The sequence below is a fragment of the Rhizobium sp. 22-785-1 genome, from assembly GCF_053521965.1.
This window is the reverse complement of sequence record NZ_JBNWDI010000001.1, coordinates 156,911-173,845: the sequence shown is the minus strand read 5'-3', so window position 1 is coordinate 173,845 and position 16,935 is coordinate 156,911. Positions and strand designations below refer to the sequence as shown.

The 16,935-nt window shown below is 56.4% G+C and carries 11 protein-coding genes and 1 riboswitch; of the genes, 7 read left to right on the top strand and 4 right to left on the bottom strand.

Annotated elements, in window-relative coordinates; genetic code table 11:
- Positions 1-42: 42 nt before the first annotated feature.
- Positions 43-119, bottom strand: a riboswitch (Fluoride riboswitch).
- Between the two features lie 591 nt (positions 120-710).
- Both ACQZ5M_RS00840 and ACQZ5M_RS00835 read left to right on the top strand, forming a co-directional pair.
- On the top strand, positions 711-2,603 hold the full coding sequence (locus tag ACQZ5M_RS00840) for a DNA cytosine methyltransferase (RefSeq protein WP_449078884.1): 1,893 nt from the start codon (positions 711-713) through the stop codon (positions 2,601-2,603).
- Positions 2,600-3,019, top strand: coding sequence for a hypothetical protein (locus tag ACQZ5M_RS00835; protein WP_449078883.1), 420 nt, complete (start codon positions 2,600-2,602; stop codon positions 3,017-3,019). The genes ACQZ5M_RS00840 and ACQZ5M_RS00835 overlap by 4 nt, the downstream gene beginning before the upstream one ends.
- Here ACQZ5M_RS00835 and ACQZ5M_RS00830 read toward each other — a convergent pair.
- A complete protein-coding gene (locus ACQZ5M_RS00830; protein ID WP_449078882.1) occupies positions 3,007-3,321 on the bottom strand; it encodes a hypothetical protein in 315 nt (104 codons plus the stop codon). The two genes, ACQZ5M_RS00835 and ACQZ5M_RS00830, sit on opposite strands and share 13 nt — an antisense overlap.
- 340 nt (positions 3,322-3,661) lie before the next feature.
- Here ACQZ5M_RS00830 and ACQZ5M_RS00825 point away from each other — a divergent pair, with 340 nt between their 5' ends.
- On the top strand, positions 3,662-4,558 hold the full coding sequence (locus ACQZ5M_RS00825) for a hypothetical protein (protein WP_449078881.1): 897 nt from the start codon (positions 3,662-3,664) through the stop codon (positions 4,556-4,558).
- Entirely contained in the window at positions 4,559-5,281 is a 723-nt protein-coding gene (locus ACQZ5M_RS00820; protein WP_449078880.1) for a hypothetical protein, read from the top strand.
- Between the two features lie 602 nt (positions 5,282-5,883).
- Here the strand turns inward: ACQZ5M_RS00820 and ACQZ5M_RS00815 are convergent.
- Together ACQZ5M_RS00815 and arcC are read right to left on the bottom strand one after the other, a co-directional pair.
- A complete protein-coding gene (locus ACQZ5M_RS00815; protein WP_449078879.1) occupies positions 5,884-8,619 on the bottom strand; it encodes a cation-translocating P-type ATPase in 2,736 nt (911 codons plus the stop codon).
- 70 nt (positions 8,620-8,689) lie between these two features.
- Entirely contained in the window at positions 8,690-9,634 is a 945-nt protein-coding gene (arcC, locus tag ACQZ5M_RS00810; RefSeq protein ID WP_449078878.1) for a carbamate kinase, read from the bottom strand.
- A gap of 393 nt (positions 9,635-10,027) precedes the next feature.
- Here arcC and ACQZ5M_RS00805 point away from each other — a divergent pair, with 393 nt between their 5' ends.
- Entirely contained in the window at positions 10,028-11,062 is a 1,035-nt protein-coding gene (locus ACQZ5M_RS00805; protein WP_449078877.1) for a zinc-dependent alcohol dehydrogenase, read from the top strand.
- A 131-nt stretch (positions 11,063-11,193) separates the two neighbouring features.
- Positions 11,194-11,706, top strand: coding sequence for a nucleotide exchange factor GrpE (locus tag ACQZ5M_RS00800; protein WP_449078876.1), 513 nt, complete (start codon positions 11,194-11,196; stop codon positions 11,704-11,706).
- A 74-nt stretch (positions 11,707-11,780) separates the two neighbouring features.
- Here ACQZ5M_RS00800 and ACQZ5M_RS00795 read toward each other — a convergent pair whose 3' ends face one another.
- Positions 11,781-16,169 (bottom strand): CheR family methyltransferase, encoded by a 4,389-nt coding sequence (locus tag ACQZ5M_RS00795; protein ID WP_449078875.1) that lies wholly within the window; start codon positions 16,167-16,169, stop codon positions 11,781-11,783.
- A gap of 314 nt (positions 16,170-16,483) precedes the next feature.
- On the opposite strand from ACQZ5M_RS00795, the gene ACQZ5M_RS00790 reads away from it, so the two are divergent.
- On the top strand, positions 16,484-16,861 hold the full coding sequence (locus tag ACQZ5M_RS00790; protein WP_449078874.1) for a response regulator: 378 nt from the start codon (positions 16,484-16,486) through the stop codon (positions 16,859-16,861).
- Positions 16,862-16,935 lie beyond the last annotated feature (74 nt).

Here is a 16,935-nt window from a genome sequence, read left to right as displayed (position 1 = left end):
GTAACGAATTCTAGGCATAACTCTACTCCTTCGCGTGTTGCGCGTTGAGTAGGAGTCATCAGCTTCATCGGGGAAGCGGTTCGGCGTAATGCCCGGCAGAATCCATTACCAGCATCATCAGTAGCGTCTGCTGGTAGCAATTGTCAATCGGTGGCTTGTGTTGGCTGTCGCCATAATCCCAATTAGGTGGACACTTATCTTCATGCCTTTTGCGACGCCGCCGAACAGGAAGTTTTACGGCGACCGCAATGTCCGGTGTTGACGTAAAGCTGCCGTGGCAGCATTCAAGACGAAGGCTGGACCGATGCAAATTCCGCTGACAAGGCTGGATCGACAGAGAGGTCCGATCGTATCAGACCGTGGCTCCAGCGATCGTTAGAGAATGGCAGATGCCTGGGCGGGCAATCAACGATGAGATACCAGGAGACCCCTGCTATCACAGAACCATTAAATGTTGCCACATCGACCTGCTGGAGGGCGTGCCGCAGCCACCCTCCCTTGTTGAGACCCGGATATCGACTGTGATGGACCGGATGGCCGTCGTGCCAGCTTGTCTCCGAAACCATGATCGGCTTCGCATGCAGCAAGTTTCGAATCTGTTAATCTGTCGCCTCTCTGCGAATCCTTTGAGATTGCTCGCATTTTACCGATCAGCTTACCAGCGATGAAAGATTCGGTGTCGTATGCACGTCCCAAACAGGGACACCTCAATGGCAGACATCGATCCGAAGGCACAAGCGCTTTCCGCGGCGATCAGGAGGATAACGGAGCTGCAGCAGCAGATGACGGATCGCGTGCTGGCGATCGCCGTCGAGATCGAAAAATTGACGGACGTCGTCCCCGCAGCGGAAGCAAAGGCCTTCCTAAAGGCGCGGTGCAATCTGCCTGCGAACGAGCTGTCGAGCTACCTGGGTTTCACGAAGACCCTAAGAGGGTCAGAAGATATCCTCCGAAAAGCCCGCGCGTCGTTTCCTGTCATCAAGTCATTGGTTGCTGCCGACCGGGACACCCGGCGCGAAATCCTCGAGCGCATGGCGATCGGAGCGCGGATCGATACAAAGGATGTCGCCCTCATCAAGAGGCGGTTGGCTGAAGCAAAGCTGACACCGGACGAATCGCTGACAGCGGCAAACAGGAAAGCCGTCGCGTCGGCCGTGCGCCGACAGGCAAAAGCAGCGGTTGCGTCCTTCGAGGAGCGTGCGTCATCCTTCGTGGAAAAGCTAAGGCAGCATTTCCGACACGTTGACGGGAAGGCTTCCGTCATAAAGGAGGGCCTTCGCCATCAGGCGGGAAACCTTAAAGCTGAATGCGATACCCTGTTTGGTAAGGAGGAGCCCACGCTCGCTTCGCTGCGACCCGCGACACCGGCATATCGCATGGCGATGGCACGCAAGATGCTTGGCGACATCGCCTCCGGGCAGCTTGGCGAAATCGGCCTAATGGAGACGCGCGTACTGTCGACTTTGACAGGGCAAAGCCGGATGTCTTTCGTAGGACTTTCTCGCAAGCCGTTGGCCGAAATTCCTCCACAGCGTTACCGTCCCCGCGTTGTCGAGCTGTGCGCTGGTGCCGGTGGTCTCGCCCTTGGCCTGGAACGCGCAGGATTCGAGCATGTCGCCCTCATCGAAATGAACAGGAATGCGGTGGCCACGTTGCGAGCCAATCGACCGGACTGGAACGTCGTCCTGGCTGACGTCCGAAAGGTCGACTTCAGCCAGTACCGCGACCAGCGGATCGACCTACTGACCGGTGGGCTTCCCTGCACTCCGTTCAGCACGGTCGGCCAGAAAAAGGGTCGGCACGACGAAAACAATCTGATGATGGAAGGCGTGCGTGCTTTACGCGCGATTGCGCCGAAGGCATTCCTGTTTGAGAACGTCGAGGGCCTCTTGCACTCGCGCCACGCGGACTACGTTGCGTTTCTCCTGCGCCAATTCTCGAAGGAAGGGTACTCGACGGAAATCCACCGGATCAACGCCAAGAACTACGGCGTCGCGCAGAACCGGTCCCGCATCATGTTGGTGGGGATGCGCAAGGATCTGGCGGGTGCCTTCCGAATGCCGAGGAAGTTTCCGGAACTCGCCACGAACGTGGGCGACGTCCTCGCCGACCTTATGGGCGAAAACGGCTGGTCCGGCGCGGAAGCGTGGCTGCAAGCGATGAAGGAACGCGACTACCGGGCGGACACCATCAGGGGTTACCAGGGCAGCGCGCGCGAGGGAGAGGCGATCCGTGCCGACAGGAGGCAGCTTCGCTACGCTCCTCCGGCGAAGTCAGCGCCGACGGACGACGAAGCTTCGAAAGAAGGATTCGTACCGGGCCTGACGAACCGCATGCGCGCTCGGTTGCAGGGGTTCCCGGACTCTTGGGAGTTTGTTGGCGGCCACGGGCCTGTGGCCAATCAGATCGGAAACGCGGTTGCTCCGTCCATTGCGCAGGCGATGGGACTGGCGATACTTTCTGCTCTCAAGGGATGGGAGATTGATTGGGAGGCGCTCTTCGACAGCCAGATCGGTCATCGTAGACCCGGCCTGTCTCACGTTCCGCCGATCGATTGTGTTGCCGAAATCTTAACTTCACAACTGGAAAGTGAAACAGCATGAGAAGCGAGATACTTGCGGTCGTCTCCGTATTTGGACGAGTGAGGTTCTTCTTGAGTGAATTGCTTGGAGAAAGCATCAAGACAGACGATGACGTCGTGTACTGGGCGATAACGCCATTCGGAGGTGTGCTGTCGGGCTTAAACAGGGACGGTCTTGATAGGATTCTCGCACAGTTGAAAACCCTTGGAGATCAGCTTCTTCTGCAGCTCGAAGCGGATCTGGAGACGATTGCGGCGAACTTCGACGAACGAATAGGTCTCCGTACGCTGGATGTTTTCCTCGACCACAACGGATTTGTATATCGTATCGAGGCTATGATAGATGGGCTCTGGCACACAACGGTATTCCGCAACGTGTCTGCTGCGGTGGAGGCGGGTTTTGATCTCCCCGAACCGCTCGACGGCTATGCCAAGTAGGATTTGTTCACTTTCTGCGCGTTAGCGATCATTTGTGGAGTGATCGTGGTGCGGGTGAAGTTGATTAGCTCGATCACCCCAGGATGCTCGAGGCGCAGCGCAGACCCTATGCCATGTTCGTGCTCGTGCCTCTCCATTGCTTCGACAGCCAAGTTGAACTGATCCAGTTCGACGGCGTATGGGAAATCTTGTCGGCTCTCGGTGAGCTGCCTTTTCAGGCCTGTGAGCAGCCCCATGTTGCGGCATTCTTGCAAACGTAGGAGACGTCGTTCCAGTGCGCGATTTTCGTTGCGATACATCATGGTGGCGGCCTCTCCAATAGCCTCCAAGCTTGAGTGTAAATAAGTGCCGGCGCAACTTGCCAATCCGCACCACGAAGAGAGCAATTATCAGTGGGGAATTCATTAGACCCCATTGCTTAGGTTGTATTAGATCATCATTGTACACTCCTAGAAACGGGGTGCGGCGATGGGGTAAGAAATAGACTTCCTTTCTGTCGGTGACAGTAATGGTGACGCCATATGCATTCGCTGTGGCACGCCGGAACTTGACTACATCATCCACATTACCGATGGTGGATACTCTGATACCGGGCAGCGGATCATCGATCATGTCAATCAGTACTACGGCCGAAGCGCGCGCGTGGCCAATGTGGTTCTTTCGCATCAAGATGGCGACCACATTGCCGGTCTTATTCCGGTCGTCCGTCATTTCGATGTCGGCGCTGTGTGGATGAACCGACCTTGGCTCTATGCGTCTGAGATGCTGCACGCTTTCCACGGCAACTACACCATCGAAGGACTTAGAAAAGCAATTCGAGATGCCTATCCTCTGTTGGTGGAACTGGAAAATACAGCACTAGCCAAAGGCATTCCCGTCTACGAAACCTTTGCAGGTCAATGGATTGGAAACTTCGTCGTTCTTGCGCCATCGAGGGAGCGATACCTGACTTTGATCCCACAGTTCGACCGCACGCCTTCCAGTTACGCAAAGCCGGTAAAGGGAGTGCTCGGAAAGCTTTTCCAGGCTGCGAAGAACCTCTCGAGTTTCTTCGAAACATGGACGACGGAAGCATTGCAGGAAAACCCCTCGCCCACATCCGCATCGAACGAGTCCTGCGTGGTGCAGCTTGGCATCTTCGATCATAAAACCGCGCTACTGACAGCCGATGCGGGGCCGGCCGCATTGGCTGAAGCCGCAGATTTTGCGCAGGCGCTTGGCCTGCTGCGTCCACCAGCATTCGTGCAAGTACCGCATCATGGAAGCCGCAGAAACGTGACGCCGTTTGTGTTGAACCGGTGGCTAGGAATGCCCCTTCCAGAAGGATCGGCGACCAGAGGCACTGCGTTCTGCTCGGTCGGCGTCAATAAACCTGAATATCCTCGAAAGCGAGTTTCCAATGCGTTCCTAAGGCGGGGATACCCAGTCTACAAAACGGAGAATGTGGGTCAATGGATACGCCACGCGCATGAAATGCCGGACCGCGATGGAATTCGGCCCATCGATCCGGTAGCGTTCACGAGCATTTACGAGGAATAGATGGACTTTCTCGATGGATATGTGGTCCGCGCCCGGCTTTTTCCAGCAATGTTGGCCATCGCTCCGGCGCTCGTCTTCCTGCTTGTAATGGTCGGCGGCAGCTACGAGAACCTCGGATTGCCCGAGGCTCTTCTCACTGTGACGGTGGCTGTTTTATTCTTTGCTTTCGCCGACATCGCCAGACGGTTCGGCCGTCGAGCCGAGCAGAAGATTTTTGCAGCATCAGGAGGGCGCCCGTTTCCAAACGTTCTCCGTCATCGTGATAAGTCGCTCAACGCACGCTCGAAGGCTCGACACCTAACCTTCCTCTCTCGAGAGCTTGCCGAAGCAGCGCCGACCGCCGAGCAAGAAGAGGCCGATCCGGATGCCGCCGACGAGTTTTACGTTTCATGCGGCGATTACCTTCGTGAACGCACTCGCGATCAATCGCGCTTTAACGTGCTGTTCGCAGAGAATGTTTCCTATGGGTTTCGGCGGAACCTGTATGGGCTGAAATATCCAGGCCTTCTGCTGAACGTGGCCGCCGCGGCTGCGAGCTTTTGGCTCATCTATCAGACATCCGGCGCAAATCTTTCGCAGTATGGCATCGTCCTTGTCGTCTCGGCGATCCACGCGCTCTACTTCGTCGCCGGCGTGACGCGAAAATCGGTGCTCGACGCAGGAGACCTCTACGGTCGACAGCTTGTGCTTTCCTGTGAGGAACTGGAACGAGCGGCAGCGTGACGGTGTCCCTCTGGGAACGACCCTATCGGGAAGCTGTTTCTACAAGGAGAATTCAACGTGAACGATCAATCGGCCTCATTCCCGTTGCAATGACCCGCGAGTGGTAAGAGGTTCAGCGCTACTTGGAAAAGGACTACCGTGTCGGCGGGTCGCGAGAAGCTTGGTGCCTGATGGTTACATTTTCTAAACGGTAAGCTTCCCCGGAATTTTGGACGCCGAATCCGACACACGCGATCGACGGTTGCTTGTGCCGAATTCGATCTCTCGTCACATTATCACGAGCGCAAAGGATCGAAACGAATGACTATATCCGGCAGGCAGTGCGCCGCAGGTAGGGTGCTGGCGAATGTAGATTTGTCACTGCTCTCCGAAAAATCGGGAGTACCGCTCGATGAGTTGAGCGCATTCGAGGAGGGTCAAATGTTTCCCGACACATGCCAGCTTGCCTCATTAAGGGCTTCGCTTGAGGCGCTTGGCATTGAGTTTATACCCGAACAGGGAGCCAACGGCGCTGGGCTCCGGCTCAAGTTTAGCATTGCTCAAAGCCAAGCTATATCGGCGTGGGAAGCCGAGGGTGGTGAGCCGGCAGAAGACAATTTGCCCTAGTCACGCGCTGCCTGCCCGTTTGCCTTCGCAAAGTTCGCACGCAACAACTTGACGATCTCCAGAACGACCAACGGGATCGCGGCCAACGAAAACAACACCATAAAGTCCGCGTAGGCAATCGGCGTGGTCTTGAAGAGCCCGCCGAGTACGGTGTTATGCTGGCTCCATATCTGGAAAATGAACGTAGCGACAACAACGACCACCAGGCTCCGGTTCGTCAGCAATGATATCTTCCATACGGAAACAGTCTCACTCCGGGCGCCAAATGCGCGGAGGATTTCCGAGAACACCATCACGGTGAACGCGTGTGTCCGGGCCGTCTCCGCATCTCCATATTTGAGAGTGTAGAAGTACACGCCAAAGGCGACACTGGCTGTCAGAAGACCGGTCAGCAGCATCGTGGACAGGAACCGACGATCGGTCAGGCTTTCATTTTGACGCCGCGGCGCGCGGGTCATAACCGAGGGGTCGATCTTGTCCGTGGCGAGACAAAGTGCGGGTAGCCCGTCCGTGACAAGATTGATCCACAAGAGGTGGATGGGCAGGAGCGGAGCAGGTAGACCGATGACGACGCAGACCGCCATGAGCAAGAGCTCGGCGGTACTGCCCGCAAGCAGATACTGGAGCGTCTTGCGAATGTTGTCGTATATTCCACGGCCCTGTTCGACAGCCTCGACAATCGTGGCGAAGTTGTCGTCCGTTACGATGATATCTGCGGACTGTTTGGTGACCTGTGTTCCGGTTTGCCCCATGGCTATACCAATATCGGCACCTTTTATGGCCGGAGCATCGTTCACGCCGTCACCGGTCATCGCCGCGACATCGCCGTTGGCTTGCAGAGCCCGAACGATCCTAAGCTTGTGCTCGGCGGTGACGCGCGCATAGACACTGGTTGAAGAAACGCGTTCGTTAAGCTCGTGCTCGTTCAATTGCTCGAGCTGTGCCCCGGTGACCGCCGACGCTCCGGAGGCGATCCCAAGATCCTTCGCGATCGCCGATGCAGTCTCTGGATGGTCTCCCGTGATCATGACGACGCGGATACCCGCAGCGCGACAGTCGGCGATTGCCCGTCTGGCTTCGGGACGAGGTGGGTCATACATTCCGGCCAAGCCGACAAACGTCAGACCCTGCTCCACATCGGCTGCGACGGCATCCGCCTTGAACTCATCAAAATCTCGCTGGGCGGACCCCAGAACGCGAAGTGAAAGACCAGCCATGCCTGAAATCACGGACGAAACCACCAGACGATCTTCCTGTGAAAGAGGCCGCACGCCTTGCTCGGTGTAAATGTGGGAACACCGCTCCAACAAAGGACCAGGTGCGCCATTCGCGAAAACTCGAAAGCTCCCACCCGGCATTTCTCGGACCATCGAACTGAGCTTTCGATCAGAATCGAATGGGAACTCTACGACGACCGGACTTTCACGGCTCAGCACTTCCTGCTTGGCGCCAGCCTTTGCACCCGAAACCAGGAGAGCGCCTTCTGTGGGGTCGCCAATCACTTTCCAGATGCCATCCTCTTCGAAGAGGTGCGCCTTGTTACATCCTAAATGAACGTTGGCGAGTTCCTGAAGTGCCAGTGAATGCTTATCGTCCAACATCCCTTCGCGGAGCGAGATAGTTCCATGGGGCTCGTAACCTTCGCCGGTGACATCGTAGCCGTTTCCTGCGACGTAAAGTGCGCGGACAGTCATTTGTCCCACGGTCAGCGTTCCAGTCTTGTCCGTGCATATCACCGTCGTGGAGCCGAGGGTTTCAACAGCGGCCAGTTTGCGGACAAGAACGCGCCGACGCGCCATTTGAAGGACACCCACCGACAATGCGACGGTCACAATGGCCGGCAAGCCCTCCGGGACGGCTGCAACGGCCAGACCGATCGCGGTAAGCGCCAACTCTTCCAACGCCGTTCCGCGTAAGAACCCGAGCGCGAACAGTACAGCCACGATGCCAAGAGCGATCCAAATCAGGACCCGTCCGAAGGCATCTAATTTCTGTTGGAGGGGCGTGCTTTTTGTGCTGTCGGCTTGTTGAAGAAGACCCGCGATACGTCCGAGCTCCGTTTGCATTGCCGTGGAAACGACCACGGCCTCTCCCGCACCCGCAGCAACGCTCGTGCCCATGAACACGATATTGACCTGATCACCAATCGGGATGTTGTCGCTCGGCAACTCCGTAATCTGCTTCTCGACAGTCGCCGATTCCCCTGTGAGCGTAGCCTCCATGACGAAAAGGGAAGCCGCCTTGAGAAGACGTGCGTCGGCTGCAACCAGGTCACCAGCCTCGAGAATCAGGATGTCGCCAGTCACTACCTGCGATGCAGGGAATGATCGTACTCTCCCGTCTCTTCGGAGCTTGACCTCGGGCGCTGTCAGAAGTTTTAGCGCATTGATGGATCGTTCTGCGCTCAGTTCCTGATAGAACCCTATGAATGCGTTCAGCACCACAATCACAAAAATCGCGACCGTGTTCACAATCTCTCCCATGATCGCAGAGACGCCACCTGCAACGATCAATATCCAGATGATGAGACTTCTGAACTGGGAAAGAAGTATCTGAAACCCGCCCGGACGCGCTGCTTCTGTTATTTCGTTTGGTCCAGCTTTCTCAAGGCGGCTGGTGCCCTCACTCGAAGACAGCCCTTCTGTCGACGATCCTAGCGCCCGCAGTACGTCCTCTGAGGATTGCCTGTACCAGATACCGGGAACTGAAGCGCTGGTGGGTTCAGTCATCATAGGCTGCGAAGCCTCCATATTCGGGATGTAAACGACTGACGATCAGCAACCGCGTGGCCCCATAAATGAATCAAGGGCGATATCGAAAGCCGCCATCTCCGGCCTCTATGCGCGTACCAGCATTGCCCTCCACGATCGCCAGGGCATCCTCAAGTCGGCCAATGGCTGCCGTTCTTCCTGGCATATTCACAAATTTGGCCGCGGCCTCCACCTTGGGAGCCATGGAACCTGCTGCGAATGACACAGCCGCCAGAGCTGAAACGCTGACACTTGCGATTGCTTTCGCCGATGGTTGACCGAAATCCGTGTAGACGGCTTCGACATCGGTCAAGAGCAAGAGCATGTCAGCACCCAGACGCTCGGCCAGAAGCGCGCTCGCCCTGTCCTTGTCGATGACGGCCTCGATCCCGGCGAGCTTGCCGTCACCACTATCGAAAACGGGGACACCGCCACCCCCTACACAGATGACAGTCACACTACGCTCGACCAGCATCGCGATGACATCAAGTTCCAGTATGTCGATCGGCTCCGGTGATGCGACGACCCTGCGCCATTTCGCTCCGTCAATGGCAAAGGTCCAGCCATGTTTTTCTTTCAGAGACGTCGCCGTGTCCTCGTCGTAAACAGGACCGATAGGCTTGGTCGGTGCCTGAAAAGCCGGGTCGTGTTCATCCACCCTGATCTGTGTGAGCAGAGTGGCCAAAACGGATCCCTCCGGAAGAGCATTGCGCAGTTCCTGCTCGATCATATACCCGATCATTCCATCGGTTTCCGCACCGAGAATGTCGAGCGGATACTGGCCGTCCTTTGGACCAGCGGCAGCCTGTAAAGCAAGGAGCCCGATCTGAGGGCCGTTTCCATGGGTCACGACAACCCGGTGGCCAGCTTCAATCAGCGTGGCGAGCGAAAGTGCTGCGGCACGTATGTTGGACCGCTGCATCTCGACGGTCATGGGCTGCCCGCGCTTCAGCAGTGCATTGCCTCCGAGAGCAGCGACAATCAGCATTCCAGTCATCGCACACCTGTTGCGAAGCGATGCGCACTGTTCGGAAGACACGGGGAGATAATCAGGCACGACACGCCTTCGTTTGAGTTCATCATCTGAAACCATCTGTTTGGGAAAGGCTCTCCCATATGGGAGACGCGACATTCAACGACGGCCAGAATACCACCGGATAAACGTGTCGCAGTAGCCTCGGAAACTACCCAAGGCCTCAAACCCGTCTTGAAAGCCGAGTTGCTCGAACGGGACTTGCTTGCGCCGATAGGTAATTTCCGATTCTTCCGGAGACACCCTGCAGCCGACTAGGATCACCGCCAGACACTTAATGATCCTAACGCTTCCTGTTGCAGCAAGATGCGGATCGCAGCCAGCTTCATTCAACCCAAAGATTCAGGAATCCATTCAATGGCAAAGACAATGCAAGCCGCGGTCGTCGTCGCGTTCGGGCAACCGCTGGTTCTGCGCGAATACGATATCCCGAGCGTCGGTCCCGGTCAGATACTCGTCAAAACAGAAGCCTGTGGCGTCTGCCATACCGATCTACATGCGGCCCAAGGTGACTGGCCCGTAAAACCAATCCCACCCTTTATTCCGGGCCATGAAGGCATCGGCATCGTCGTTTCGGTCGGCTCGGGCGTGACAACGGTGAAAGAAGGCAATCGCGTCGGCGTGCCTTGGCTGTATTCCGCCTGTGGTCACTGTGAACATTGTCTTGCGGCATGGGAGACCGTGTGTGGTGAGGCCGAATTCGGTGGCTACACGAAAAACGGTGGATTTGCAGAGTATATCCTCGCTGACCCGGACTACGTCGCACACATCCCTGCGGGACTTTCGGCGCGGGACGCAGCACCCATAATCTGCGCCGGAATCACCACCTACAAGGGGATCAAGGAAACGGGTGCGAAACCCGGAGAGTGGATCGCCATCTCGGGGGTCGGAGGGCTCGGGCATCTCGCCATCCAGTATGCCAAGGTGATGGGGCTGAACGTCTGCGCGGTCGACATCGACGACGGCAAGCTTGATCACGCTCGAACCCTGGGAGCCGATCTCACCGTCAATGCCAGGAATGGCGATCCGGCCGCAGCCATCAAAAAGGAAACGGGCGGCGGTGCACATGGCGTTCTGATAACGGCGCCGTCCCTGCCCGCCTTCAAACAAGGCGTCGCAATGACGCGTAAGCGCGGCACATGTGTTCTCGTCGGCCTTCCTCCAGGCGAATTTCCCGTTCCACTTTTCGACGTGGTGGCCAATTGCATCACCGTCCGGGGCTCCTTCGTAGGAACACGTCAGGACATGGCCGAAGCCCTTGCTTTCGCTGCGGATGGAAAGGTCAGGGCCGATATCGAAATGCAACCGCTGTCCGCAATCAATGACGTTCTTGCAAGGCTGGGACGGGGCGAAGTTCCCTCTCGAGTGGTTTTGGATTTCGCCAGCGTCTGAGTTGGAGGCAGTACTTGCGGAAATGGGAACTCGGTGGCGAGCGAGAATATGCGGCGACGCTTGCAACTTACACAAGGTCGCAGACACGGCGACCGTTCAGAGCCTTGACCAGAATAACTGAAGAAATGGTCATGCACATGCGCGACAGCATAACGGAAGACTCCATCGCCCGAGATGCGGCGGGTTTGGATAGCCAGTCTCCACAGGCCGAACAAGCCCAAATGATTGATCGCCTACAACGCGCTTTGGCGGAATCGGAAAATCTCCGCAAGCGAGTGCAGCGTACAGCGGAAGACGACCGACGCTTCGCGATTTCCACCTTCGCCGTCCGAATGCTGATGGTTGCGGACAACCTCAGGAGGACCCTCGAACAGGTTGGTGAAGGATCCACAACTCCGGCACAATCGGTCCTCATCGCCGGTGTCAGAGCCACGGAACGGATACTGACGGATGCTCTGGAGAAAAGCGGCGTGCATCGGATCGACGCGCTCGGTACCCGTTTCGATCCCAACCTGCATGAAGCGATCATGGAAATCCACGATTCGGATATGGCATCCGGCCACGTGGCTGCGGTCCTTGAAGACGGATACATGATTCACGATCGACTGCTCAGACCCTCAAGAGTGTCGATCAGCAAAGCGTAAAGCGTCTATAGTTCAGCCCACTGGCCTGACACCTTTTGTGCCAGGCTTTTTTTTGCACCCTGCCCCACTGCCGTTCACGCCTCTTCCGATGCGGCGAGTGCAAGGCGGGCGAGTGCGGGAAGCGATTTCGACCCGGTCTTGGACATGATCGATGCGCGGTGGTTTTCGACCGTCCTCTGGCTGATTTGAAGATCTGCGGCAATGTTTTTGCTTGGATGTCCAGCAAGAACGAGGTCCATGATTTCTTTCTGGCGCACTGTCAGCGATTCGATCTGCTTGACCGCCTTTTTCACCCATACCCCGCGTTCAGCCGTATCGCTCGATTGCACCAACGCCCGGTCGATGATCTCAAGCAGTTCCACATGGCTAATCGGCTTCTCGATGAAATCCGAGGCCCCTGCCTTCATGGCATCGACTGCCATCTGCACATCGCTGTTGCCCGTCATCATGATCGCACCCAGCTTGCGTCCGGATTGCTTGATGTTCTGAAGCAGCTCCACTCCGTTCATACCGGGGAGATAGGCATCCACGATCAGGCAGCCGTCCTGTTCGGGATGGGATTGCGACAGAAAGGCTTCGCTGCTGTCATAGGGCTGCACGCAGAGGCCGTGATCCTCGATCAGTTCGCAAAGCGACCTGCGCAGATCGTCATCGTCATCGATCACGTAGACGACTGGAACATCGAGTTTCTGGGCCGGGGCCGATGCGTTATCCGACTTAGGGGGGATTCTTTTCGGAATCTCGCTCCACGTCAGCAATCGTGAGATTGTCGATGTAACTTCGTTCGGCGTGATCGGTTTATTGAGTTGGACCACATCGCTACCCGTGATGTAACCCATGGTCTTGGTCGATATATCGCCCGTCAGAATGATCGCAGGGATTTTCGTCCCGCGAATTCTTCTTAGCTCTCCGACAATTTCGACGCCGTTTATTCCACCAGGCAGATTGTAGTCCGTGAGGACGATATCCGGAGTCTGCTGACTTGCGGCGATCAGCCCCAACGCGGACTTGCCATCATGCGCAGACGAAACCTCATGCCCCTCATCGCTCAGCAGTTGCTCCAACAGGGCCCTGATTTCTGCATCGTCCTCGACGACAAGAATTCTTCCGGTCCTTTCGATCTCGTTGGCCTGCGCCCCCGGTTTCGAAGGCGGATGCTTGTGGATCGGTCGTTCCCCACCATCCAGGCAGTCGATCTCAATGGCGAAGACAGAACCTTTCGAAGGACGTGACTTCACACTGATCCGATGCTTCAGAAGATCGCTCAGCCTCTGTACGATCGACAATCCGAGGCCAAGTCCCTTGCTTCGCTCGCGGGCTTCGTTGTCGATCTGATGGTATTCCTCGAAGATGGAACTCAGTTCCGCATCGGGAATGCCTATTCCTGTGTCCCAAATCTCCAGGCTAACAGATTTTCCATGACGAAGGCATCCGACCAGCACCTTTCCGGTTTTCGTATATTTGAAGGCATTGGAGACGAGATTGCGAACCATCTGTTCCAGCAGAACCGGATCCGTTCGCACGAGCAGACTGCACTCGACGATGCGGAACTCGAGCCCCTTGGATTTGGCAACAACTGTCAGCTCGTCGTTCAATGTCGTCAGGAGTGTCTGGATCGGGAAGTCGACAATCTTCGCCTGCACGATCCCGGCTTCGATCTGGTTGATATCCAGGAGGGCGTTGAGCATTCCCGACATGGCACCCAGTGTATCTTCAAAGCGCGCAAGCAATTCACTTGCTTTTTCGTCTTTTACCTTTCGCGATAACAGGCCTTGAAGCAGGCTCAACGTCTGCAACGGCTGCCGCAGGTCGTGACTGGCCGCCGCAAGAAATCTCGACTTCGCAGAGTTTGCCTGGTCGGCGTGCCGCTTGGCCACTCTCAGAGCCTCGGACGTCCGTCTCTGCTCGGAGACATCCACGAACGTGATGACCACGCCCTCGATGGCATGGTCCTCGTCGAGATAAGGCATGATCCGACGCATGTACCAGAGGCCGCTTTTGGCTTCGATCTTGTGCTCGAGCGGCGTGTGATCAACGAGCACAGACTTCGCGTCCGTCAACAGTGTCGTATCGATTGCCAGCGAACTGAGATCGGCAAGAGGACGGCCGATATCGCTGGGGATGACGTTGAAGAGCGTCTTTGTTGCAGGGGTGAAAAAGCGAATGTTCAAGTCCGCATCGAGGAAAAGCGTGGCGACGGCGGTGCTGTAAAGAATGTTCTGAAGGTCGTTGGAGGTCGTGCGCTGCCTTTCGAGCGTCTCCTGTAATTGGCCGTTCAGCGCCGTCAGTTCCTCGTTCAAGGACTGCAGCTCTTCCTTCGATGTCAGCAGTTCCTCATTCGTGGACTGGTATTCCTCGTTGAAGGATAGAGCCTCTTCATTGATGGCCTTCTGCTCTTGACCGGACGTCTCGAGATTGCTGATGGCACCGTTGAGTTCGGTCCTCGTAGCCTCAAGCTCGAGTTCGAGTTCCTGAATCCTGCCTGCATCGGCTGCATCTGCCGTACCCGGTTCTCGAGCAACCTTGATGTCGGGATCATCTACGTAGCAAATGAGAAACAGACTTTCCTTGTCGTGCTCGATCGGTTCGACGTGGATGCTGAAGCGCTTGACGGTACCATGACCGTTATCGATCTCGCCTCCGGTTGCAACGACGCCTGTCTTTTGCTGTCCGCAGCGGTGTATCGCAGAGCGCAGCTTGGTGTGGAGTGCCTGCGGGGTCATGGCGAGCAAATCGCTGGTCGGATAACCCGGCGCGACAGCCAGATACTGTCCAATCCGGCCCATGGTGTAGAGACATTCGTTCTTCTGATTGATCAGCACGGCAGCCGGCGCGTACATCTCGAGAACTTTTTGTCTGCACATGTCTGCCAGAGCCGATGGCTTGATCGTGGCTGGCTGTGTCCCTGATCGTTGGGGCTGACGGGCGCTATCAGCCGAACCGATCGAGAACATCATATCGCCGGGACGGCTGCGTCCAATGTGGCGATAAATCCGGTTGGATTTGGAAATCGTCTCGAAGCGACCCTCTACCTTTCCGGCTGTCTCCGAGCTACCCAGAAGCAGTACGCCTCCCTCACGAAGTGCGAAATGGAACAGGGAGATCGCCTTGGCCTGAGCGTCAGGTTCCAGGTAGATCAGCAGGTTTCGACACGACACCAGGTCGATCCGCGAGAACGGGGGATCGGCGAGAACGTCCTGCACCGTGAATACCACGGATGAGCGGATTTCCGGGACGACGCGGTAGCCATGGTCCTCCTTCACGAAGAAACGAGAAAGCCTGTCGGCGGAAATCTCCGATTTGATTGAGACTGGGTAAAAGCCCTCACGTGCGGTCGCCACGGCATCGTCATCGACATCCGAGGCAAATATCTGAAGCTTCACACTCGAATTTGTATCTGCCAGTTCCTCTCGGAAAAGCATGGCGATCGAATACGCTTCCTCGCCGCTGCTGCACCCGGCGATCCAGACCCGGATCGGCTGCTCGGATTTATGGGCCTTCACCAGGTCGGGTATGATCGTCTCATTGAGCGCATCGAAGACCTGTTTGTCGCGGAAGAAGCTCGTGACGTTGATCAGAAGGTCTTTCGCGAGATTTTCACGCTCGTCCTGATCTTTCTCCAGAATGGCCTTGTATTTATCCATGTCATCAGAAGGCAGGCCGTTCATTCCCATACGTCGTTCGACGCGTCGCTGAAGCGTACCCTGTTTATAGGATGTGAAGTCGTGCACTGTCTTGGAGCGTAAGAGCGAAATGATATCGTCCAAGGTCGCCAGGGACTTCTGAGCGTCGGCAGGCTTTGCCTTGGCGAGGTTCTGCGCAACATCGTTGATGGCCTGCGGCATCTCCTGAAGTGTCAGTATTCTGTCGGGAAGTTTGGTCGTCACAGCACTTTTCGGCATCCCGTCATATGTAGCTTCCTCAGGCTTTTGAACGATGACGAAACCGCCCTTCTGCTTTATCGAGACGATCCCTGCACTTCCATCAGCCCCCGTTCCCGAAAGAATGACGCATATCGCCGATGCAACCGCATACTCCGCGAGCGACTCCAGCAGGGCGTCGAACGGCAGCCGTGCGCCATGAGGCGGCTTTGCCTTTTCGACACGCAACACACCATCCTGGACTGTCAGATAGGTGCCGGGTGCGATGACGTAGACATGGTCACGTTCTAGAACAAGTTCGTCGCGCGCTTCCATTACCTTCATCTTTGTATTGTCTTTGAGCAGGTCCGCGATGAGGCTCTGATGGTTCGGATCGAGATGCTGGACAAAGATAAAAGCCATACCACTCGGCGTCTTGATCCCGCTCAGAAGCCTTCGACAAGCTTCGAGACCACCTGCCGACGCACCGATCGCCACGATCGGAAACTGACCATCAAGCTCGTACGGCGCTTGGTCGTGAGCATCGGCCGAACCGGGTTTGTCATTGGATGTACGGTCGTTCACTTGATTGGCAGAGGTCATTGTTCTGCTCTCTTTACGCCCGTCAAAAGCAGGGCGTCCTAGAAACAAGAGGAGCTGCAGTCTGCTGCTGACTTGATCTGACCCAAGACGTGCGCACCTTTATGCGGCGGTGTCAACGTTGCAAGCTTCAACCGGTGGGTGTCTGAGTGTATTCCGAGGCTGACAGTGAGACAGCGAATAGGCTTACGGTTTGAAGACGGTCGTCGACGCAGGTCGACATCCGCCGGCCTCACAAACAGGAGTTATACCATGCGCTCTAACCAGACCGGATTGCCTGAGAGCATTTCCCATTCTACCTCGCCGGGATATCGTCCGTGAAAAAGGTGCGCATCATGCTCGTCGAGGACGATCCTTTGATTTCGCTCTATTTCGCCGAGCTTCTCGTGGAAATGGGCAACGACGTGATCGCGATCGAAACCACCGAATCCTCAGCGGTCGAAACCGCAGGGAGGCTCAAGCCAGATCTCCTGATCATCGACATGCATCTTCGCGAGGGTAGCGGATCGGGCGCAGCGACGACTATTTTGAAAAGCGGATTCGTGCCTCACATCTTCACGACAGGTGACAGGTTGTCGGAGGGGGAAGTCGGCCCGGATGCGATCATCCTGCAGAAGCCATTCATGGACTCTGCTTTGACCAACGCGATTGACGCCGCGCTCAGGATAGAACCTCAAACGGCGGGACGGACATGAGCCCGTTCCGTGGTTATCGCATTTAAATAGTTCATATCCTTACGCACAACACGCGGCCACTGCCTTAATGGCTG

What these genes read in the sequence shown, in the direction of transcription:
- ACQZ5M_RS00795 (WP_449078875.1), bottom strand. Translation starts at nt 16,169, where the DNA reads ATGACCTCTGCCAATCAAGTGAACGACCGTACATCCAATGACAAACCC.
- ACQZ5M_RS00815 (WP_449078879.1), bottom strand. Translation starts at nt 8,619, where the DNA reads ATGATGACTGAACCCACCAGCGCTTCAGTTCCCGGTATCTGGTACAGG.
- arcC (WP_449078878.1), bottom strand. Translation starts at nt 9,634, where the DNA reads ATGACTGGAATGCTGATTGTCGCTGCTCTCGGAGGCAATGCACTGCTG.
- ACQZ5M_RS00805 (WP_449078877.1), top strand. Translation starts at nt 10,028, where the DNA reads ATGGCAAAGACAATGCAAGCCGCGGTCGTCGTCGCGTTCGGGCAACCG.
- ACQZ5M_RS00830 (WP_449078882.1), bottom strand. Translation starts at nt 3,321, where the DNA reads ATGATGTATCGCAACGAAAATCGCGCACTGGAACGACGTCTCCTACGT.
- ACQZ5M_RS00820 (WP_449078880.1), top strand. Translation starts at nt 4,559, where the DNA reads ATGGACTTTCTCGATGGATATGTGGTCCGCGCCCGGCTTTTTCCAGCA.
- ACQZ5M_RS00800 (WP_449078876.1), top strand. Translation starts at nt 11,194, where the DNA reads ATGCACATGCGCGACAGCATAACGGAAGACTCCATCGCCCGAGATGCG.
- ACQZ5M_RS00840 (WP_449078884.1), top strand. Translation starts at nt 711, where the DNA reads ATGGCAGACATCGATCCGAAGGCACAAGCGCTTTCCGCGGCGATCAGG.
- ACQZ5M_RS00835 (WP_449078883.1), top strand. Translation starts at nt 2,600, where the DNA reads ATGAGAAGCGAGATACTTGCGGTCGTCTCCGTATTTGGACGAGTGAGG.